Here is a 20858-nt window from a genome sequence, read left to right as displayed (position 1 = left end):
CCTCACCGCAGCGTCCCGAGCTGAACCTCGGCGGGCTCGCCCGCCACAATTGCCACAGCGCGGCCGGGTGGAACTCGCCCAAGCGGCTCGAGGCGGACCCCGAATGCATCGCCGTCAGAGGGTGATTGTGGAGCGAGGACGATTCCCGAGCGAACCGAAGTTCCCTGGATTACGAAGGGATAGCGCGTGAACAGGCCGGAACGGAGGCCCGCGGTGGCGACGACGGCCGCGCCGGCCTGCACCGCCGAGGCCAACGCTTGACTCTCGGCCGCGCTCAGTCGGTCCGCGTCATCGACGAGCAGAATGGGCGTCTCTGCCGGCCGCTCCCGCCTCATGTCCGCCTCGGCTGGGGCGGCGCACCCAGCCAGCCATTCGCTGGTCACGTGGTGCCAAGGCCCCAGGTGCGGGTTCATTGCGGGCAGGGCAGCAAGGAGCGACGACCTTCCCGTTCTCCGTCTGCCCAGGGCCATCAGCGCTTCCCCAGGCTGAAGCGGAAGGACCACCGGATTGCGATCGCAGTCCAGACCTACGGCGAGCCCGCGTGCCGGTGGCCGACGGAATCGCCGGTGCGGCTGATTGCGACGGCCTACGTCTTCGGCCACAACGACCGTCGGCAACGGCTGGACTCGGATTGGCGGCGGCCCCGCTGAACAGCGCTCGTCGGGCGGTTCGAGCGCCTCGGCGTCAGGCGGGAGGAAGCACTGGGCTGCGATGGGCCCTCCCGGGCTCAGGGGCCCTGTGGCAATGGCTCTGAGCGGAGCTGCCGTCCCGGAGGGAAGGGTGGGCCAGCCGAGCTGGGCCTCGGCGGTCACTCCGAGCGGGAAGAACAGGCGGCACGGCAAGGCCCCAAAAGCGCGGGAGGCTGAGAGCTCTCGTTCGCCCGAGAGCACGAGGGTGATGTCGCGTGGAGCGGCGGCGCCGCGCAGGAGATCCAGAAGGCGGTCCTCAGCCGAGGCCTGAGGGCTCTGGCGAAAGGCCGCGATCCAGTTGCCCCAGGCCGAGACGACGAGGATGAGAGGGACTCCCGTGCTCGCTGCTGCCTCGGCAACCCGCTCGATGACCCTTGCCGCGAGCCGAAGGTCGGAGGGCTCTGCGTAGGCGCCGACTCTTCTGTGCGTCGCGAGGCGGGTCAGCGAGCCGTCGCCGTCGAGGAGATACAGGTGCCGCTCCGTCTCCGCGGCCGCAATCTGGCCGATGACCGCCGCTGTGGCGAGGTCGACGCCTCCGGCCCGTGTGCCCAGCAGAGCAAGGTGCCCCTGTTCCGCAGGAGCCCAAGAAAGCACGGAGGTCTCCTGGCGGTCTGGATAGTCCCCGATGGCCAAAGGGATCTGGGGAGCTCCTGTTGGCGCCGGTCCCGCTGCGAGGGGCAGCGGAGGCGCGACAGGTTTTCGGAGTGGTCCGCCTCCAGCACGCTGCCACGCCTCCCTTGTGATGCGGACAAAGTGTTCGGCCGCAGCAGCGGTTGTCATGCCGGATTCACTGCGGGGTCGTCGAGAGTCGCCGAGCCAGTCCTCGACGGTAACGAGCTCTACGCACTCGGGGCCTGCCGTGGTTGGCGCGGAGGTCAAGGACGCTGTCTGGAACTCGAAGGACTCACGGCCGTTCACCGCCAACACTGCCCGTCCGGGGATATCCGCCGAGATCCTCATGGCGTCCGGAGAGCCGAGAACGTCGCGGGATTCCTCTTCCGAGGCGACGCGCAGGGCGATCACGGATCCGATGTTGGCCCGAATATCGGCCGTGACAGCTCCTCGGGGCCGTTGTGTGGCGAGGATCAGGTGAACTCCGAGAGACCGCCCGATCGTCGCCACGCGAAGGAGTTCGGCTAGCGACTCGGGAGCGTCTTCGACCAGCATGCGGAACTCATCCACAACGATCGCGAGATGAGGGAGGGCCTCCCCGGACGACTGCCGCGCATAGTCGTCGACGTCGCCGCAGCGAAGGTCCGCAAGCAGCCTCTCCCGACGCTTCAGTTCGGCGCGAAGAGATGCGAGAGCGCGATTCATGCCGTCTTCGAGATCCGTCAGGAGGCCAACGCAGTGTGGGAGCCCGGCAAGCGGCTCCAGGCCCGCGCCTCCCTTGAAGTCGAGGAGGAGGAACGTGAGGCGGGCAGGGGAGTGGGCAGCAGCTCCACTGACGACGAGGGTGCGGAGCAGCTCGGACTTTCCAGACCCCGTGGTGCCGGCGATCAGGATATGGGGCCCGTCCGAGACGAGGTTGATCTCGGCAGGTCCGTGAAGGGCCCACCCCAGAGGAACACGGAGACCGCCGTCAATGCCTGCGTTCTTGCTCCAGGCCGCGCGGAGGCCTCCGACGGTATTGGGGATGATATCGGCAAGCCCGAGGCGCTCGGGAAGGCCTGTTGACTCCACGGGGCGGGCCCGGCCCCCAAGCGCGCGGGCAGCGGCTTCGAAAGGTCGGGCCGGCACCAGATCCGGTTGGAACGGCTGCTGTGACGTTCCGCTGAGGACCGTTCCCTGAACCTCGTCAACGTCGACCACGATATTCGGCGCCCGGACCGCTCGTGTTGCATCCACAACGCAGTAGCCGCGTGCAGCCATCGCTTCGGCGCAGGCGCGAACGGCGTTCTCCTCAGTCCCCATGCGGGCGTCAGGCAAAGCGATGACGACGGTGCGGTCAGCCGAGAGACGTGCGAGCGTGCGCGCGTGATCAGCGAGCTCTGCCTCGGATAGCACCGCGATCCGGGGTGCGAAGCGGGCGCCGGTACGGAGAGACCGGCTTCCGCCCGCGAGGACGACGGTCACCTGGGAGCAGCTCGGGAAGGCCGCCAGTTGAAGCAGCAGGAACCGTGCGAGGCCTTCGATTGCGCGAGGATTGCCGCGGAGGGAGACGACTCCTCCGAGAGGCACAGTCAGCGGCACCGCCGTGTGGGCTGGCTTGGACGGCGGCTCGGGGTCGATCTGAACGTCGGCAGGGAGAGGTGCGCGGCCGAGGCGGACCACGAGATCGCGAGGGCAGGCAGGAGGTGTCTGCACGGTCGCCTCGCCCGCCAGGCCCAGCTCCGCCGCGTCAGGGGCTGCCGCGAAGCGTCTTGCACGATCTTCGGCGAGCGCTTCGCTGATCCGACGCCCAAACGCCCGCCGGCCGCGGATGGCCTCGGCGAGTGGAAAGAGCAGGGTGAGGGCCGAGACACCGGAAAAGGCGAGGAACATCCACTGACCGGTGAAGATCGCCATGCCGAGCCCGAACAGAAGCGGCAGGGCCGCGGCGGCGAGCATCGCCGTCGTCCTCTGAAAAGGAGCATGCCGGGCGACCCGCAGCGGTTGGCCATAACCCAGGCCGGCCCTCGGATCGAGAAGGACGTCGTCTGGGAACTCCAGGCTCAGTTCGGACGAACCCATCCGTACCCTCTGCCCGGCGACGAGGTGGGCGGTGCCGACCCTGCGCCCCGCCACCCAGATTCCGTTCGTGCTGTCGCGGTCAACGATCTCCACGCTTGTATCGCTCACGCGGAGTTCTGCGTGGACACGGGACAGCTGGGGATCGGACACCGCGATCACGCCCGGCAGGGGCGCCTGATCGCCGTCGCCCCTGCCGATCCTGTGGACGCCGCGGGCCAGGGGGCGGAGCAACCCCGCACTCGGGCCCGAACGGACGGCGAGACAGAGACGCGACCAGCTCGTGTCGTCGCGCAGTTCTCCCGCCTGGCCTGCCGTGAGCACTGCGCCATCGCAGAGCGGAGGCTCGCCCATCGTCAGGGAGTTCAGCGCTCGACCGTCCAAGGTGATTCCGCTCACGCCCGTGGCGCCTTCGATGGCCATTTCGAGCTCGCTTCCGGCAGTGCCGGGCCGCGCGTATGCCACCAGCTCATGACGCACCGGTGCTCGCACGGCTTCGGCGCCGGCCACAAGAGTGAAGTGCAGTTCCACAGGTCCCCCCAACCTTTCTTCATGCGAGGCTACGCAAGCCGAGCGATGCGTGGAGGCCGTGAGGGCCGCTATGTGGATAACCTCAGGGCTGGAAAGGCGCTTCAGCGTCGTCCGGTAGTCTTGGACCGCAGGAAGGCCAGTGCCCAAGGCACTGGCGTGCCCCGAATACAGGAGAATTTGTGGACGCTGATCTCGTCGTCGTCGGATCCGGCTTCTTTGGCCTCACGGTGGCCGAGCGGGCAGCCAAGGAGCTCGGACTCAAGGTCACGGTGATCGACCGCCGCCATCACATCGGGGGCAATGCCTACAGCGAGGATGATGCCCAGACGGGCATCGAGGTGCACCGCTACGGAGCTCATCTCTTCCACACGTCCAACAAGCGCGTGTGGGACTACGTGAACCAATTCACGACCTTCACCAACTACGTCCACCGTGTGTATGGAGTGCACAAGGGGGAAGTTTTCCCCCTGCCGATCAATCTCGGCACGATCAACCAGTTCTTCCGCGCGAACTACTCGCCGACAGAGGCCCGCGCCCTGATCGAAGAGCAGGCCGGAGAACTCGCGGGCACGGATCCGCAGAACCTCAATGACAAGGGCATTCAGCTCATCGGGCGGCCGCTCTACGAGGCCTTCATCAAGCACTACACGGGCAAGCAGTGGCAGACAGACCCCAAGGACCTGCCTGCCGGGATCATCTCCCGCCTCCCCGTGCGCTACACCTACGACAACCGCTACTTCAACGACACCTACGAGGGCCTCCCGACCAACGGGTACACGGCGTGGATCGAGCGGATGGCCGATCACCCGAACATCTCGGTGCAGCTCAACACTGACTTCTTCGACGAGTCCCAGCCCATCAGCAAGGGCAATGTCGTGGGCAATGTGCCTGTCGTCTACACCGGTGCCGTGGACCGCTACTTCGAGTACAAAGAGGGCGACCTCTCGTGGCGGACCATCGATTTCGAGGAGGAAGTCCTCGACGTCGGAGACTTCCAGGGCACTTCGGTCGTCAACTACAACGACGACGACGTGCCGTTCACGCGCATCATCGAACCGCGTCATTTCCATCCGGAGCGCAACTACCAGACCGAGAAGACGCTGATCATGCGCGAATTCTCCCGGTTCGCGGAGAAGGGCGATGAGCCCTACTACCCGGTGAACACGGAAGCGGACCGCGCCAAGCTTCTTGCCTACCGCGACCTCGCGAAGGATGAGAAGTCAGTCCTCTTCGGGGGGCGCCTCGGGACGTACAAGTACCTCGACATGCACATGGCCATCGGCTCGGCCCTCAGCATGTTCGACAACAAGATCAAGCCTCATTTCGCGGGCGGCGAGGCGCTCGTGAGCGGAGGGGTGGACGAGTGACGGCGGTTGACATGACGCAGACCCTCGACGACCAGTCAGAGAACGCATGGCAGACTCTTCAGCGCGTCATCCTCCCGCCCCAGGCGCAGATGGATACCGTGCCACTGTACGTGGACATGGGAACGGCTGCGGGCGTGCAGATTCCGACGACGGGCGAGTCGACCGAGCGTGACAAGCGGCCTCGGACGATCAGCAGTCAGGCCCGAGAGGCACACGCTGAGGATTTCCTGTCGCGGGTCTCGATGATGGTCCGCCCAGGCGAGCGCGTCTCCTTCGGCACCTACTTCAACGCGTTTCCGGCGAGCTATTGGCGGCGCTGGACCACGGTGGAGTCCGTTCGGCTAAGCGTCACGACTTCCGGCCCGGGCGCCGTCGTCGTCTACAAGTCCAATGCACGCGGCTCACTGCAGCGAGTGGATTCGCAGCGAGTCGAGGGAGACGTGACCACCGCTTTCGATCTCTCGCTCAAGCCCTTCGGCGACGGCGGCTGGTACTGGTTTGACGTCGTGGCGGCCGCAGAGCCGGTCGCGATCCGGCGCGCGGAGTGGCAGGCCTCGGGCGAAGCTCCGAAGCGGGGCAGCGTCACCCTCCAGATCACCACCCTGAACAAGACGGACTTCTGCCTCGACAATCTTCGCCTGCTCGCGCAGGACACCGAGGCGCTCGATGTCGTCCAAGAGATCCTCATTGTGGATCAGGGCACCCAGAAGGTGTCGGAGGCGGACGGCTTCGCTGAGGTCAAGGCTCAGCTGGGCAGCCGACTCCGTGTCATCGAGCAGGCGAATCTGGGCGGTTCCGGCGGGTTCTCGCGAGGAATGTACGAGGCCGTCGCGAACGGCAGTGACTACGTCCTTCTGATGGACGACGACATCGTCGTCGAGACTGAGAGCATCCTTCGCCTCGTCACGTTCGCCGATCGCTGCAAGACGCCGACCATCGTGGGCGGCCACATGTTCGACCTCTACAACCGGACAGTGCTCCACACGTTCGGTGAAGTGGTCAACCCGTACCGTATCCAGCCCGCGTTGCCGAGCGAGGATATGGAACTCGGCCACGATTTCCTGGTGTCCAACCTGCGCCAGACTCCGTGGCTCCATCGCCGCTGCGACGTCGACTACAACGGTTGGTGGATGTGCCTCATCCCGACGTCGGTGATCCGCGAGATCGGCCTCTCGCTGCCGATCTTCATCAAGTGGGACGACTCGGAGTATGGCCTGAGGGCGAAGTCGCGTGGCTTCCCCACCGTCTCGATGCCCGGGGCAGCAGTGTGGCACGTGTCATGGATCGACAAGGACGACCTTGTCGGTTGGCAGGCCTACTTCCACACCCGGAACCGTGCCATCACGGCGCTTCTGCACAGCCCCTATGAGCTCGGTGGGCGCGTGATCCGCGAACTCCAGCAAGACGACGTCAAGCACCTTCTATCGATGCAGTACGCCACCGTTCAGGGGCGGACGTGGGCGGTGCAGGATCTCCTCAAGGGACCCGGATCGTTGCGTGGACTCCTGGAGAAGAAGCTTCCCGAAATTCGCAAAATGCTCTCCGAGCACACGGACTCGTTGTTCAAGCCTGATCCTGACGAATTCCCGGCTCCTCGTATGGCGAAACCGCCGCGGCATGGTCAGGGGTTCAGCCGGCCCAAGAAGATGCTCCTCGTTCCATGGGCAGTCAAGACCATGGCCCGTCAGCTCGTGAAGCCGGTCGTTGATTCGACCAGGGAGCGCCCTCAAGCCAACATCCCCCACATCGACAACAAGTGGTGGCGCATGTCCCAGTACGATTCCGCAATTGTGTCGAATGCTGAAGGAACCGGTGCTTCCTGGTATAAGCGGGACCCTGAGGTTCTGCGCCGGATGCTTTCTGAGAGCGCGAAGCTGCACGGGGAACTGCTCCTACGGTGGCGCTCTCTCAGTGCGGAGTACAAGGCTGCCTTGGACGAGCTCACCTCGATCGAGGCCTGGAAGAACACCTTCGACGAGCACACGGTGAGCGATTCTCGGTGAGTGCAACACAGCAGTTGGTCAGGCCCGGCGTTGGCTCGGGCCTGGCCGACACCTACCGTGCGAGGTTTCTCCTCAAGCTGCTCGTCCGCAAGGAACTCAAGGTCCGATACAGGGGATCCGTATTGGGCCTCCTGTGGTCATACGTCAAGCCCGGCGTCCAGTTCATCGTGTTCTACTTGGCGTTGGGTGTATTCCTCGGGCTGAACAAGGGGACAGAGAACTACGCCGTCTACCTCTTCTCGGGCATCATCCTGATCAACTTCTTCACTGAGGCTCTTGGCAACGCCGCACGCTCGATCGTCGGCAATGGAAGCCTGATCAAGAAGATCTACCTTCCACGCGAACTCTTCCCGGTGGCATCAGTCTGGGTCTCGGGAGTTCACTTCTTCCCGCAGCTGCTCGTCCTGATCGTCGCCTGCGTGTTCTCAGGCTGGCACCCATCACTGCTCCAGCTGGCCGCCGCCGTCGCAGGCTTCGTCGTCGTCGCGCTCTTGGCGACCGGGCTCGGACTGTTCTTCGGTGCAGTCAATGTCTACTTCCGGGATTTCGAGAACATCGTCGACCTGCTGCTGATGGTGGTCACGTGGGCTTCGCCGGTGCTCTACGTGTGGACAATGGTCAGGAACACCTTGGGCGCCGGCTTCTTTGCGGTCTATCAGGCCAATCCGATCACCATTGCGGTAGAGATCTTCCATTACGCCTTCTGGTATCCGACCACGAGTGGGACCGCCGAGCTTCCGCCTCAGCTGATGACCCTGTGGCTTCCCGTCGGCCTCGTTGTGTCCATGGTCGTCACGGTGATCGGCCAATTCACCTTCCGGCGGCTTGAGGGCCGCTTTGCCCAGGAGCTCTAACGGTGGCCACGGCAATCGAAGTCAGCAATATCAGCAAGCAGTTCGTTCTGCGCCATACGCGATCGCTCAAAGAGGCCCTGGTCTGGCTTCTGAGGGGACGCAAAGGGGATCTCAGCCAGAAGTTCTATGCGCTCAATGACGTCTCGCTGACCGTCGAGCAGGGCGAGAGCGTGGCCCTTCTCGGCTTCAACGGTTCCGGCAAATCGACCTTGCTCAAGCACATCTCCGGGGTCATGACGCCCGATAGCGGATCAGTCCTGACGCGTGGCCGAGTCGCTGGACTCATCGAAGTCGGTGCGGGCTTCCATCACGACCTCACGGGCCGCGACAACGTCTATCTCAACGGCGCCATCCTGGGGATGAGCGAGCAGCAGATCAAGGAACGGTTCGACTCGATCGTCGAGTTCTCGGAGATCGGTGAGTTCATCGACACCGAAGTGAAGTTCTATTCCTCGGGAATGTATCTGCGTCTCGCGTTCTCAGTGGCAGTGCACACCGATCCCGAGGTGTTCCTCGTCGACGAGATCCTCGCGGTCGGAGACGAGCCTTTCCAGCGCAAGTGCATCGCGAAGATCAAGGAGCTCGCGGCCGAGGGCAAGACCCTTGTGGTGGTGAGCCACGATTTGAACCTCATTCCTCAGATCTGCGAGCGAGGGGTGCTGCTTGAGAAGGGACGGGTCGTCCTGGATGGACCTGTAGACGAGGCTGTCAGACGGCTACGGCAGACCTGACGAGCTGACCCCGCTGGTCAAACTGGAATTCATTCAGGGCGCCGTCAGGAGGCGAATCTTTCTGACGGCGCCTCCCTGTTTGGCCGCGCCCGAACGCGGACCGGGACAAACCGCGCTACCTCACCCGGGACAAGACCTGTCGGCATCACCCACTCGCCGGCGGCCTCAGTCAGCCTCTCAAGTCGGGGCACGAGTCTATGCGGTAGAGAGCAGCATCGGTCCCCTGCGAATCGACGAGCGTCAGACCAGGGGTGCCTCCCACATCCGTGACTCCCGGATAGTCCCCCGTGGACGGGAGGTTCAGCATGTAGTAGTGGCCGAAGTCCAAGACATAATCCACATTCTCGTCTTTCAGCGCCTTGCACATCGCAGGCGACGACGGTTCGAACTTCAGGCGCTGTGAGATGAAGGCCGCCTCGGGGTCGGGAGCGGCGAACAAGTGAGGGGTAAGCGTGCTCGTGCTGCCGAAAGCGAAGGCGAGTGAACTTCCGTTCCACGGATTGTCGGCCACTTTGACGCCAGCTGGCACGTGGCTGGGCAGTCGTTCAATCAGGGACAGTTCGCCCGTTCCGAGAATCGGTGAGTCACCCTGCAGGCTATAGACGGACTTGGAAGCTGCCACGTAGCCTCTGACGGGTCCGAGGTATGCCAGTGCGGTGGCCATCGCGCCGAGCAGAACGCACAAGGTGATCAGAACGGGTCGGCTGAGCTGCCACCGCGTCTGAGCTTGGCGGAACCATCTGCGCAACCCAGAGAAGGTGATGGCGCATCCATAGGCAGCAAGGGGGGTGGCCACGACCGGAAGCAGGGCAGCCAGACGGTACGTGTCCTGATACCACGTCCCAGTAGCCAAGTCTCTCCAGAACCCCTTGGCGCCAGCAGCATCAGTGACGTAAAGGGCACCGATGAGGGCATAGCTCGCGACGAGCCATCGGTGCTCTTTCCTGAGAAAGGCGCAAACCACCCCCGTTATGCAGAATACCGAGACGACAAGGGCGATTCCGGTCTGCATAGGACTGTTGGTGATGACTTCACCTACGGCAGCTCCCGCAGTCACAGTCGGGCCCCAGTTGTCATACGGGACGGGACGCACCTTGGTCCACGACACCACTGCGCCCACCACGAAGATCAGCCCGAACAGCAGCAGAGGCCAGGGGACGGTTCGGCGCTCGCCCCGCGGGGTGGAACTCCAGCGGTTCAAGCGGCGGAACCAGACCGCGATGATCAGTGGCGTGGCCATTGCCAGAATCGTGTTGATAGCACTCATGTGGGCCGTAACGCAGCCGGCGAGCGATACGAGAAGGGCGGCCCACCAGCGCCCCGTGCCCTTCATCGACACTTTCATTCTGCGCGCAAGGTGAACGATGACCGCGAGGACCGCGGGCAGCAAGGAGATCGAGAGGAGGTTGGGGAACAGAGGACCCCAGACGAGCAGGAGGTACGGAAACGCTACCTGCACAACAGAGAAAACACCCGCAGCAAGAACGGCGACTGGTCTCCGTCGGAACAGCACGAAGCTGAAGAAGATCGATGAGAGCGGCCAGACCACGGCTGCGGCAATCACATTCACCGAGTTCTCGGCAACCTGAGGCCCGCAGCCAGTGAGCTCCATGACGAGTGCTGCCGCCGAGTGCCAAGTGGCAGGATACAAGGCCTGAAGGCCGGAGAATCCTTGAAAGGACGCGAGCGTCAGCGAAGACGCATTGCCGGACTCAACGATGAAGCGGATCGCGTTCAGATGGAAGACATTGTCGAAGACCTGGGCGATGTTTGTTGGGGAGCCAAGCAAGGAAGTCAGCCGTCTGCCCGCCAACCCCAAGGCCAGGAGTAGCGCGAGAAGAGGGACGACAGCATTGAGACGAGTGGCGGGTTCCCTGTCTGGTCGGAATCTCCGGCTGAGAAGAGCGGCCGCCGCCGTGGTCAGGGCGGTGGAACCAAGGTAGGACCAGAGGCTCCAAGGCACGTGAATCCAGTTGAGGACGATGCCGAAGACGCCAATGATCCCGCACGAGAAAGCCGGAGCCAACGCCACGGCCGAGAGGTTCCTGAACCGCAAACAGGCCGCCACCGCAAGACCTGGGACCATCAGAAGTGCCAGAGCCGTTGCGAGAGGAGCCCACGCCTGAACCCAGCTCACGCCTGAATCCTCCCTTCCGAGTCGGAGTAGGAGGCGGAGGCGGCGAGCGCTGATCGTCGCGGAGGCAATTGTGCGTGATCAAGGGACCATTTCTCCCGCCGACGAAGGGCCTTGCTCGCTCGTCGTCGGCACACGTGAATTGCTCCAATCGATCTGATGGCTGCCCCCAACTTGAGAGTGTCTTGGTTCGTGGGCACTCCGCGGGGCTCAAAGCAGTCTATCGAACCGCCTTGCTCGGTCCGGTCTTCTCGGATCGGGCGCCGAGGCATCTGGATACAGACGTGCCATCATCTCTCGGCTTCTGGCCGGTCGTTTTTTGGGTGCCTTGGTTCAGTTTGGGACAGCACTCAAGGAACGGGCGACGTCTTCGGGCATGGGGCCCGTGCGTCCGGCTGCGAAGTCAGCGGCTCCCCGAAGGATGGCAGCAGCGCTCAGGCCTCGTCGAGGTCCGAAGACGAGTCGCACAGCGTTGCTCTCGACTTCCATCAGCAGCCGGCGCGCCACCCACGAGGGTTGCGTGAACGAATAGCGTTTCGCGATCGTCAAGATGTTTCTCGTGATGTAGTACACGCGGAACGGCTGGTGTTCGTAGACAAAAAGCGGCTTTGACCCGATATGTGCATGCCAGCCTAGAAGCAGCATAGGGCGAGACCGGCCCAAACTGTGGGTCAAGTCGGCCCCTCTGCCGATAGCGATGTGGTATCCGGCGTTGCGAATCCGGGCATTGTAATCAGAATCAACGCAATCGATGAAGAGTCCTTCGTCGAAATACCCCACTCTCTCAAAGATTTCGCTCCGATACAGAGTGCCCGACTGCATGGGATCCAGGACCTCTCGCCTGCCCCGTATGATCACCGTCGGGAGCGACCTGGTGTTGTGGCTCTCAGCGGAGACAGCCCCGATCGAGCCGGGCTGCTCTGAGGTGCTCGAGGCACACGCCAAGGCCTTGCGAACATATCCAGGGGTCAACTCCGAGTCTTGGTCCATCGTCATGATCCACGCAGGATCCCACTCTTTTCGGACATGACGGATTCCCGCGTTGAGTGCTGCCGCAATGCCTGAGTTCCGCGCCTGGCGTAGGACCGTCGCCCCCTTCTGCTCGGCTTGCGCCAAGATCTCGCTCACGTCGTTCGATGAACCGTCGTCCACCACCACGACGTGCTCGATCTGCGTGAGGAGGGACTCGATTCGCTTCGGGAACTCGAATCCGGGGTTATAAGAGGACACCACGGCGGCGGTCGACGACCGATGCGTGACTGGGCCGATGGAGATACTGTGGGCAGCCCTGTTTCGCCGTGACCTCTGGGTCCGAACGACGGCGGTAGCGAGTTCGGCGAGGAACTCGCCGCGGGCACGGAGGACCTTCCCCAGCGACCGTGGCTTCTTGGGCGTGAGGTTTTCATCATGAAGCCGGTGTCGAACAGTGTCGTCAGGCAGGTAACGAATGCTCCTGCGAACATTCGCAACCATCGCCAGCCACTGGTCGTGAGATTCGGTCATCACCCTCGGGAACGGGAGGGCATCGTTGAGAAGACTCCGCGAAACGGCCATCGCCGAGCCCCAGTGCAGTCGGTAGCCGACGAGGATTCCCAACAGATTCCGTCGATACGTCGTAGAGTATTCCGCCCTGACCCGGAGCTTCTGAAACGCTCCAGGAGTGCCTCCGAAGTGTTGGCAGTTGCCTACTGCCGCATCGACGTCCGAGAGCGCAGCAATCAGCTTCTTCACGCGACCGGGAATCCACACGTCGTCCTGATCCGAGAGCATGACGACTTCGCCAGTACTGAGGCCGAGGGCCTTTTCGAAGTTCCGCACGTAGCCGAGGTTCACTTGATTGAAGACAACGCGAACCCGTGGGTCAGCGACTTTGGACAGGATCTCCCGCGTGCCGTCCGTCGAACCGTCGTCGACGATGATCACCTCGTCAGTCGGCGCGAGCTCGGCAAGGATGGAATCGAGCTGTTCCGTGATGTGCAGAGCGCCGTTGTAGGCGGCCATGCAGACGCTGACGCTCGGCCGAGATGTCATGGGGAGGATCTTCCTTCGCGAGTCCGGGCAACTCGGCCATCATACCGGGGGCAGGTCCCGGGGCAGGTCGAGCTGGGACAGCAAGCCCTCGTGAGGGCAGGCCTATATAGTGGGGGAGGCGGCGGCACGCCCACGGCCGCCCATTCGCCCTTGTTGTGCACCGAAAGGCCCACGCCCACGATGACTTCAGTCGATGTGATGCTGCCCTACTACGGCGACGTCGAGCAGATGAAGCTCGCTGCCCGCAGCGTGATGAGCCAGCACTACGAAGACTGGAATCTTCACGTCTTCGACGACGGGTACCCGAGCGATGAGCCTGCTGCCTTCTTTGCGGGTATCGAAGATCCCCGCGTCTCGTATGAAAAGAATGACGTCAATCTTGGCGCGAACGGAAACTACCGCAAGGCACTCGCCCGTGCGACGGCTCCCATCGTCGTCATCATGGGTGCCGACGATGTGATGCTTCCCAATTACCTCGACGTCGTGGTGCGCAATTTCGAGGCCCACCGAGAAGCCGATGTCGTTCAGCCCGGAGTCCAGGTTATTGACGAGCTGGGTATTGCAAGGCTTCCTCTCGTAGACGCGGTCAAGCGGATGTACGCGCCGAAGACTCGGGTTCCGCTTGTTTTGGCAGGCGAGCGAATGGCGACGAGTCTTGTTCGAGCTGACTGGGCGTACTTCCCATCTCTCGCCTGGAGGACCGAGAAGATTCAGCGGATTGGGTTCACCGAAGGACTCGACGTAGTCCAAGACCTTGCACTCCTCTTGGACATCGCCGCCGAAGGCGGGGCAATGGTCGTTGATCCCGAGCTCGCTTTTCTCTATCGCCGGCATTCCGCATCCGATTCGTCCGTCCGGGCTCTGGATGGGCGGCGCTTCGACGAGGAGCGCCGCTTCTTCGAAAGCCAGGCGGAGCGCTTTCGCGCTCTCGGGTGGACGCATGCGGCGCGGGCAGCGTCAAATCACCTCACAAGTCGCCTGAATGCTGGAAGCCTGGTGCTCAAGGCTTTGGCGAAGCGAAGGACCGACTCTCTTCCTCGTCTTGTCAAGCACATCCTTGGCTAGAAGCGATTCTGTCCCGAAAACGACGGCGGCTGCGCAAAGAGCGAGCCGCCGTCGTTGGTTTGGACGAGAGCTATGGGCGGGCCTCCGGGCCCGTTGGGAGCTGGCCCTGCACATCGCGGAGGTCCGCCCGGAGGATGGCCACCTCTTCGGCCAGCGAGCGGATCTCGTCCTCAGCGGATGACACTTCGCGCGAGAGATGGAGAGTCACGCCGAGCAGCAGGATCACCGCGATCGCGAAGAGCAGATTGGAGGGTACCTGTACGCCGACGAGGTGAGCGGCCCACGTGAGGAGATCGGGGAATGCGGCGAGAATCAATGTAGCGATGCCGATAATGATCCACAGGACGGCATACTTTTCGCGGATCTTCTGACGGCGCAGCATTTCGACGATGAACAGCAGAACGACGACGACAAACAGGACTGCGACGATGGTCAAGGGGTCCTCCTAGTCGCCGACCGGCGACGTCTTCTTGCGGGTGAGGGCGAAGACCAGAGCCAGCCCGGAGCGGACGAGGTAGACGGCTGCCTTCACTGGGTGGTGGCTAGGAGTTCCGCCTTGGCGGGGCCGCATGTTGACGGGAACCTGAGCGACCGTGCAGCCCGAGCGGACGGCGACGACGAGCGAATCGATCGTGTCTCCAAGATACTCGGCAGGATAGTGGGCGACGTACTGGCGGATGGCCCGCCGGTTCGCGGCACGGAAGCCGGAAGTCACATCTGTGAGGCGGGTGCCGCTGATCTTGGAGAGCACACTTCCGAGGACCACCATGGCCCATTTCCGCGGACCGGTGACCTCGTATTCCTTCCGGTCCTCGAACCGGGAGCCGATCACGATGTCCGCCTTGGCCAGCCCGTCGAGCACCCGCTGGATTTCCCGCGGATCATGCTGGCCATCGGCGTCAACTTGGATTGCCTGTTCGTAGCCGTGAAGGAGGGCGTACTTGAATCCTGTACGCATCGCTCCGCCAACCCCCATGTTGAAGGGAAGGCGGATGACACGCGCACCTGCGTCGGCGGCAAGCCGCGCCGTGGCGTCGGCTGAACCGTCGTCGACGACGAGCACATCGCAATCGGGGCCGTGTTCCAGCACTTCTTGAACGGTGGAGAAGACAGACTCGGCCTCGTTCCAAGCAGGCATGATGACCAAGGTCTTCGAGCGGGGAGCAGTGGTCACGGAGTGGATACCTCTTGTCGTACGTACCCCTCAAGGCGCTGCACACCAGCCGGGGCGGTGAACCCCGTTGACTTCAGCTTCGAAAGGTCGAGCATGCTGTGGGTTGGGCGAGGCGCCGCGTCCTTGCCCTTGAAGTATTCCTCCGAGGAGACTCCGGTCACATCGTCGCCATCATGCCCGGTGAGGGCGTAGACCGACGACGCGATGTCGGCCCAGGACTGACGCTCGCCCTCGTTGGTGAGGTTGTAGACGCCAAACGGCGCCTCGGTCTCCAAGAGGTGGCGGATTCCCGCGGCGATGTCCTCGGTGAAGGACAGCCGTCCAAACTGGTCGTTCACGACGGACGGCTTGATGCCTCGCTCAGCGAGGTTCGACATCGTGCGGACGAAGTTGCTGCCCTCGCCGATGACCCACGACGTCCGCACGATGTAGTGGCGTGGAACCACTGAGACGATGGCATCACCCGCCGCCTTCGTCTGACCATAGACCCCGAGTGGAGAAAACGGCTCGTCCTCGGAATGAACCTCGGCGCTGCCATCGAAGACATAGTCGCTTGAGACATGGACCAGAGTGAGTCGATGCTCGACGGCGACGCGGGCGAGGTGCGCGACGGCGCTCACGTTGATCGACCACGCCGCTCTCCGGCCCTCCGGCGACTCGGCCTTGTCCACGGCGGTGTAAGCCGCCGCATTGATGATGGCCGAATAGTTCTTCCAGTTGCGGGCGGAGTAGGAGGCCGGATCGGCGAGGTCAAACTCTCGGCGACCTGCGAACTCAACGCGCGGGTCGCCGTCGTACGTGGCCTTGAGCGCCCTGCCGAGCTGGCCTTCGGCTCCGAGCACCAGGATCTTCCGGGGCGACATCGGCACCACGTCAGCAAGGCGCGGGTGAGCCCGATCCTTGTCGGAAAGCTCGGCCTGCTCGAGCGGGATGGGCCACTGAATCGATACGGTCTCGTCGGCGAGGTTGAGGAAGGTGTACTGGCTCTGGGCATCCGCCGACCAGTGATCGTTCACCAGGTACGTGTAGGCGGTCCCGTCTTCGAGCGTCTGGAACGCATTCCCCACCCCGCGAGGGATGAAGATCGCCTTCGACGGGTCGAGTTCGGCGGTGAAGACCGTGCCGAAGGACGGGCCTTCGCGGAGGTCCACCCATGCCCCGAAGATTCGCCCTGTAGCAACGGAGATGTATTTGTCCCACGGCTCGGCGTGGATACCCCGCGTCGTCCCGGCCTTCTCATTGAAGGAGATGTTGTTCTGCACCGGACCGAAGTCAGGCAGGCCGAGGGCGAGCATCTTCTCGCGCTGCCAGTTCTCCTTGAACCACCCGCGGTTGTCGCCGTGAACCGGCAGGTCGTAGACGACAACGCCGGGGATCGGCGTCCGATGGGCTGCGAGCGGTTTGGAGAATTCGATGCTGTGGCTCTCGTTCGATGCGCTCACTGGCCCTGCTCCTTGTACTTTGCTTCCGTCTCGGCCTTCTGGGGGCGCCACCATGCCTCGTTGTCGCGGTACCACTGCACTGTTGCCTCAAGACCAGCCTCGAAATCCTGATACTGAGGCTTCCAGCCGAGCTCGGTGCGAAGCTTTGTGGAGTCGATCGCGTAGCGCAGATCGTGGCCGGGGCGGTCGACGACGTGGTCGTAGGCGTCCGCCGACTGGCCCATCGCCTTCAGGATGAGCTCGACGACGGACTTGTTGTCCTTCTCGCCGTCGGCACCAATGAGGTAGGTCTCTCCAATCCGGCCCTTGTCCAGAAACGTGAGGACCGCCGAGGAGTGGTCGTCCGCGTGGATCCAGTCACGCACATTCTCGCCCTTGCCGTAGAGCTTCGGGCGAATTCCATCGATCACGTTCGTGATCTGGCGGGGGATGAACTTCTCCACGTGCTGGTAGGGGCCGTAGTTGTTGGAGCAGTTGCTGATCGTGGCCTGAAGGCCGAAGGAGCGAACCCACGCGCGGACCAGAAGGTCCGATCCCGCCTTGGTCGATGAGTATGGGCTCGAGGGGTTGTACGGAGTCTGTTCGGTGAAGCGAGCCGGATCGTCGAGTTCGAGGTCGCCGTAGACCTCGTCCGTGGAGATGTGGTGAAAACGGGTGCCGTGCCGTCGCGCCGCTTCAATCAGGGTGTAGGTGCCGATGATGTTCGTGTCGAGGAACGGGCGGGGGTTGTGCAGCGAGTTGTCATTGTGGCTCTCCGCTGCGTAATGCACGACGGCGTCGGCCGCGCCGACGAGCTCATCGACCAGCGCGGTGTCCGCGATGTCGCCCTTGACGAAGCGGAATCGCTGTCCCGGGAGCCCTTTGAGCGACTCGAGGTTGCCCGCGTAGGTCAGCTTGTCGAGCACCGTGACGTGATGGTCCGTGTGGCTCAGGACATAGCGGACGAAGTTCGAGCCGATGAACCCGGCGCCGCCGGTGACGAGGAGTCGCTGCATGCGTTCTAAAATACCGGATTTGGCATGGGTGCTCGGGCCTAGCGATTATGGACACCATGCGTGGAATCATCTTGGCAGGCGGCACAGGCTCCCGGCTTCATCCCATCACCCTGGGGGTGAGCAAGCAGCTGGTTCCGGTGTACGACAAGCCGATGATCTACTATCCGCTCTCCACCCTGATCCTCGCGGGCGTCCGCGACGTCCTCGTGATTACGACTCCGCATGACGCGGATTCGTTCGAGAGGCTTCTTGGAGACGGATCCCGATTCGGGATCAACATCACCTACGTCCAGCAGCCCTCCCCGGACGGTCTCGCCCAAGCGTTCATCCTCGGCCAAGAGCACATCGGCACTGAGACTGTGGCGCTCGTCCTAGGGGACAACATCTTCTACGGTCCCGGTATGGGCACTCAGCTCCGGCGTCACCAGAACATCGATGGCGCGGCAGTCTTCGGCTACTGGGTCAAAGATCCGACGGCGTACGGCGTCGTGGAGTTCGACGCCGACGGCCGCGCGATCTCTCTTGAGGAGAAGCCGGCCAAGCCCAAGAGCAACTACGCCGTTCCGGGGCTCTACTTCTACGACAACGATGTCGTAGAAATCGCCAAGGGCCTCAAGCCTTCACCCCGCGGTGAACTTGAGATCACTGATGTGAATCGGACGTATCTCGAAACCGGGAAGCTTCAAGTCGAGGTTCTTCCGCGCGGGACCGCGTGGCTGGACACCGGAACGTTCAGCGATCTCAACGACGCCTCGAACTTCATCCGCACCGTCGAGAACCGGCAGGGACTCAAGATCGGTGCGCCCGAGGAGATCGCGTGGAGACTCGGTTTCCTCAGTGACGACGAGCTGCGGGAACGTGCCGAGCCCCTTGTCAAGAGCGGATATGGGCGTTATCTGCTGGAGCTTCTGGACTGACGGTCTATCAATGTGAGGAGGCCCTCCACCGATCTCGGCGGAGGGCCTCCTTGCTTCTCAGTCGGTACCTGGCCTAGCCAGTGATTCCCGAAGTGCTGTTCCAGGAGATGGTGCCGCCTTGGAACGACTGCGAGCAGCTGGTCTTCGCGCTGTTGCAGGTTTGACCCCCGGTCGGATATCCGTATCTGCCCCGCTCAGCGCCCGAGTTGAGCCAATAGGTACGGATCGGACCAACCGGCGATAGTTGGGCGCCGGTCGCCGGGGACCACATGATGGAGCCGTTCTGGAAGTTCTGGAACGCTCCGCCGTTCGCCAGGCCTGTGATCACGCCGCTGACCGGATAGCCGAGGGAGCCCCGTTCGTAGCCCGAGGCTGCCCAGGCGTCGCGGATCGGGCCCACGGGGGAGATCTGGGCGCCGGTGGTGGGGGACCACATGATGGAGCCGTTCTGGAAGTTCTGGAACGCCCCTCCGCTGCTGAGCCCGGTGATCACGCCGGTGGTTTGGGCGCCGAGGTTCGCGCCGGCCGCAACCAGTCCTATCGCTGCGCTCGGGTTCGTATCCCCGTAGGTCGCAAAGCGTTGGAGGCTGGGGTAGTCGCCATTCCAAGCGTTGGAGTCGCCGACGAAGGGACCGCCCGAGCTGTACTGCCAGATGCTGAATGTCTGCCAGCCGGCGGGAAGGGGAGGCCCTGACTGGTTGTAGGCAGCAATCCAGAGTGGGTTGTTTCCGAAGCCGCCGTAGTTCCCAGTGCAGCGGCTCCACCAGTCTGCGGTCGTGTAGATGACCGGTCGCCGTCCCGTCAAGGAGAACATGGAGTTGCTGAAGTCTGCCACCCAGTTGACCATTGCGCTGCCGGCCATGCTGTAGCAGATGTCGCCCATATAGACGCCATTGATCGTTTGCCCGGCGTAGGGGTTGTACTCGATGTCAAGAACGGGAGGCATCGTGGTCCCGTCGGAGGACCAGCCGCCGCCGTTCTGGACGAAATAGTTGGCCTGATCGTTCCCGCTCGACCAGTTGGGGATGGCGAAGTGATACGCCCCGCGGATCATGCCCGCATTCCGCGAATTGGAGTATTGCTGCGAAAAGGCCTGATTCGTGTAGTAGTTGCCCTCGCTCGCCTTGACGTAGGCGAATCGAACCCCTTGATTGAATTGTCCGACCCAGTCCGTTGTGTCGACCCATTGGCCTCCGGAGTACGCTGCTTGGTAGGCGCTCACATCGACGCCCGCGATTCCCCAGCCTGGCTGCCACGTAGCCGCCAGGATATTGAGCGCGCTTCCCTTGGCCGGGGACCCCAGCTTTTTGGGGTTCTCGGGATTGACCTGCCCCATCTTTGCGCCGAGCCCTACCGCCTGGCGCATGAAATCGCGAAGCCTTGCACTGGCTCCAGGATCGGAGGTCGCCGCCGCGATCGCCCCTGGTGGGGGCGAGGGCTGAGATGCCCCCGGCGATGCTGCAGGGGAGGTCGACGGCGTTGGGGAGCTGGGGTTGCCAGGAGTCGCCGTGGCCGTGGGGGTTGATGCGGTGGGTGCTGGGGCTGGTGCCGTAGCGGCGAGAGCGGCGGGCATAGACAAGCCGCCTACCAACCCCACAGCCAGAAGAGACAGTCCCACCGTGTGTGTCATAGATGTGAGTTTCATAGCCTTGCCCGCATAGACGATCCGATCCTCAGGACATGAGGGAGCGGAACCACCATAGCAACAGTGTTAAAGATGTGAACAGTGTGATTCACGTGAATTTCTGTTCTTGTGGAAAATCTGTGTTGTTCCTGCGTTATCGGCCGCTCAGCGCCTCCCGTAAGCTACCCGCATGCCTGACACAGCTCCCATTACGAAAGCGGTCATTCCGGCCGCGGGCCTCGGCACACGCTTCCTCCCGGCCACCAAGGCGATGCCGAAGGAGATGCTTCCTGTGGTCGATCGACCAGCCATTCAATACGTGGTGGCCGAGGCGGCGCGCGCCGGCCTGGACAACGTTCTCGTCATCACGGGCCGGAGCAAGCGCGCTCTCGAGGACCACTTCGACCGGGTGCCGACGCTTGAGTCTGCCCTCGAGCAGAAGGGCGACGAGAAGAAGCTCGCCGCAGTGCGGGAAGCCAGCGGCTTGGGCGATATCCACTACGTGCGCCAGGGCGATCCCAACGGCCTCGGGCATGCTGTGCTGTGCGCGGAGCGGCATGTGGGCGATGAGCCGTTCGCGGTGCTGCTGGGCGATGACCTGATCGATGAGCGCGATGAGCTGCTGGGGGAG

General features: G+C 63.3%; 15 protein-coding genes. 7 read left to right on the top strand and 8 right to left on the bottom strand.

Features of this window, described 5'->3' with window-relative positions:
* Nucleotides 1-2: 2 nt before the first annotated feature.
* Nucleotides 3-3890 (bottom strand): FtsK/SpoIIIE domain-containing protein, encoded by a 3888-nt coding sequence (locus ACTHL9_RS00260; protein ID WP_440516622.1) that lies wholly within the window; start codon nucleotides 3888-3890, stop codon nucleotides 3-5.
* A 179-nt stretch (nucleotides 3891-4069) separates the two neighbouring features.
* Between ACTHL9_RS00260 and glf the strand changes: the two genes are divergently transcribed.
* Genes glf through ACTHL9_RS00240 form a run of 4 tightly spaced genes read left to right on the top strand, consistent with a single transcriptional unit; the run spans nucleotide 4070 to nucleotide 8845 of the window.
* Entirely contained in the window at nucleotides 4070-5257 is a 1188-nt protein-coding gene (gene glf / locus ACTHL9_RS00255) for a UDP-galactopyranose mutase (RefSeq protein ID WP_440516621.1), read from the top strand.
* A gap of 11 nt (nucleotides 5258-5268) precedes the next feature.
* On the top strand, nucleotides 5269-7260 hold the full coding sequence (locus ACTHL9_RS00250; RefSeq protein ID WP_440516620.1) for a glycosyltransferase: 1992 nt from the start codon (nucleotides 5269-5271) through the stop codon (nucleotides 7258-7260).
* Entirely contained in the window at nucleotides 7257-8114 is an 858-nt protein-coding gene (locus ACTHL9_RS00245; RefSeq protein WP_440516619.1) for an ABC transporter permease, read from the top strand. Before ACTHL9_RS00250 ends, ACTHL9_RS00245 begins: the two co-directional genes overlap by 4 nt.
* Nucleotides 8115-8116: 2 nt before the next feature.
* Nucleotides 8117-8845: an ABC transporter ATP-binding protein gene (locus ACTHL9_RS00240; RefSeq protein ID WP_440516618.1), complete on the top strand. Its 729-nt coding sequence runs from the start codon at nucleotides 8117-8119 to the stop codon at nucleotides 8843-8845.
* Between the two features lie 169 nt (nucleotides 8846-9014).
* Here ACTHL9_RS00240 and ACTHL9_RS00235 read toward each other — a convergent pair whose 3' ends face one another.
* Complete coding sequence (locus ACTHL9_RS00235; RefSeq protein WP_440516617.1) at nucleotides 9015-10982, bottom strand: DUF6541 family protein; 1968 nt, start codon at nucleotides 10980-10982, stop codon at nucleotides 9015-9017.
* A 330-nt stretch (nucleotides 10983-11312) separates the two neighbouring features.
* Nucleotides 11313-13010 (bottom strand): glycosyltransferase, encoded by a 1698-nt coding sequence (locus ACTHL9_RS00230; protein ID WP_440516616.1) that lies wholly within the window; start codon nucleotides 13008-13010, stop codon nucleotides 11313-11315.
* A gap of 180 nt (nucleotides 13011-13190) precedes the next feature.
* Between ACTHL9_RS00230 and ACTHL9_RS00225 the strand changes: the two genes are divergently transcribed.
* Nucleotides 13191-14075: a glycosyltransferase family 2 protein gene (locus tag ACTHL9_RS00225; protein WP_440516615.1), complete on the top strand. Its 885-nt coding sequence runs from the start codon at nucleotides 13191-13193 to the stop codon at nucleotides 14073-14075.
* A gap of 70 nt (nucleotides 14076-14145) precedes the next feature.
* Here the strand turns inward: ACTHL9_RS00225 and ACTHL9_RS00220 are convergent, their stop codons facing one another.
* The 4 genes from ACTHL9_RS00220 to rfbB are packed head-to-tail and all read right to left on the bottom strand — an operon-like array spanning nucleotide 14146 to nucleotide 17686.
* Nucleotides 14146-14511, bottom strand: coding sequence for a DUF2304 domain-containing protein (locus ACTHL9_RS00220; protein WP_440516614.1), 366 nt, complete (start codon nucleotides 14509-14511; stop codon nucleotides 14146-14148).
* Nucleotides 14512-14520: 9 nt separating this feature from the next.
* Nucleotides 14521-15213, bottom strand: coding sequence for a glycosyltransferase family 2 protein (locus tag ACTHL9_RS00215; RefSeq protein WP_440516647.1), 693 nt, complete (start codon nucleotides 15211-15213; stop codon nucleotides 14521-14523).
* A 32-nt stretch (nucleotides 15214-15245) separates the two neighbouring features.
* Nucleotides 15246-16691 carry a sugar nucleotide-binding protein gene (locus ACTHL9_RS00210; RefSeq protein ID WP_440516613.1) on the bottom strand — a complete coding sequence of 482 codons (1446 nt, stop codon included), beginning with the start codon at nucleotides 16689-16691 and terminating at the stop codon, nucleotides 15246-15248.
* Complete coding sequence (gene rfbB / locus ACTHL9_RS00205) at nucleotides 16688-17686, bottom strand: dTDP-glucose 4,6-dehydratase (RefSeq protein WP_440516612.1); 999 nt, start codon at nucleotides 17684-17686, stop codon at nucleotides 16688-16690. The genes ACTHL9_RS00210 and rfbB overlap by 4 nt, the downstream gene beginning before the upstream one ends.
* Nucleotides 17687-17742: 56 nt before the next feature.
* Here rfbB and rfbA point away from each other — a divergent pair, with 56 nt between their 5' ends.
* A complete protein-coding gene (gene rfbA, locus ACTHL9_RS00200; RefSeq protein WP_440516611.1) occupies nucleotides 17743-18603 on the top strand; it encodes a glucose-1-phosphate thymidylyltransferase RfbA in 861 nt (286 codons plus the stop codon).
* A 73-nt stretch (nucleotides 18604-18676) separates the two neighbouring features.
* On the opposite strand, the gene ACTHL9_RS00195 is transcribed toward rfbA, so the two are convergent.
* Complete coding sequence (locus tag ACTHL9_RS00195) at nucleotides 18677-19969, bottom strand: GH25 family lysozyme (protein ID WP_440516610.1); 1293 nt, start codon at nucleotides 19967-19969, stop codon at nucleotides 18677-18679.
* A gap of 448 nt (nucleotides 19970-20417) precedes the next feature.
* Here ACTHL9_RS00195 and ACTHL9_RS00190 point away from each other — a divergent pair.
* The coding region (locus ACTHL9_RS00190) for a UTP--glucose-1-phosphate uridylyltransferase (RefSeq protein ID WP_440516609.1) at nucleotides 20418-20858 on the top strand (441 nt) is incomplete at its 3' end.

It is taken from the genome of Sinomonas sp., from assembly GCF_051955515.1.
GTDB lineage: Bacteria > Actinomycetota > Actinomycetes > Actinomycetales > Micrococcaceae > Sinomonas.
The sequence above is the reverse complement of the archived record's forward strand: the minus strand, read 5'-3'. Positions and strand labels throughout refer to the sequence as shown.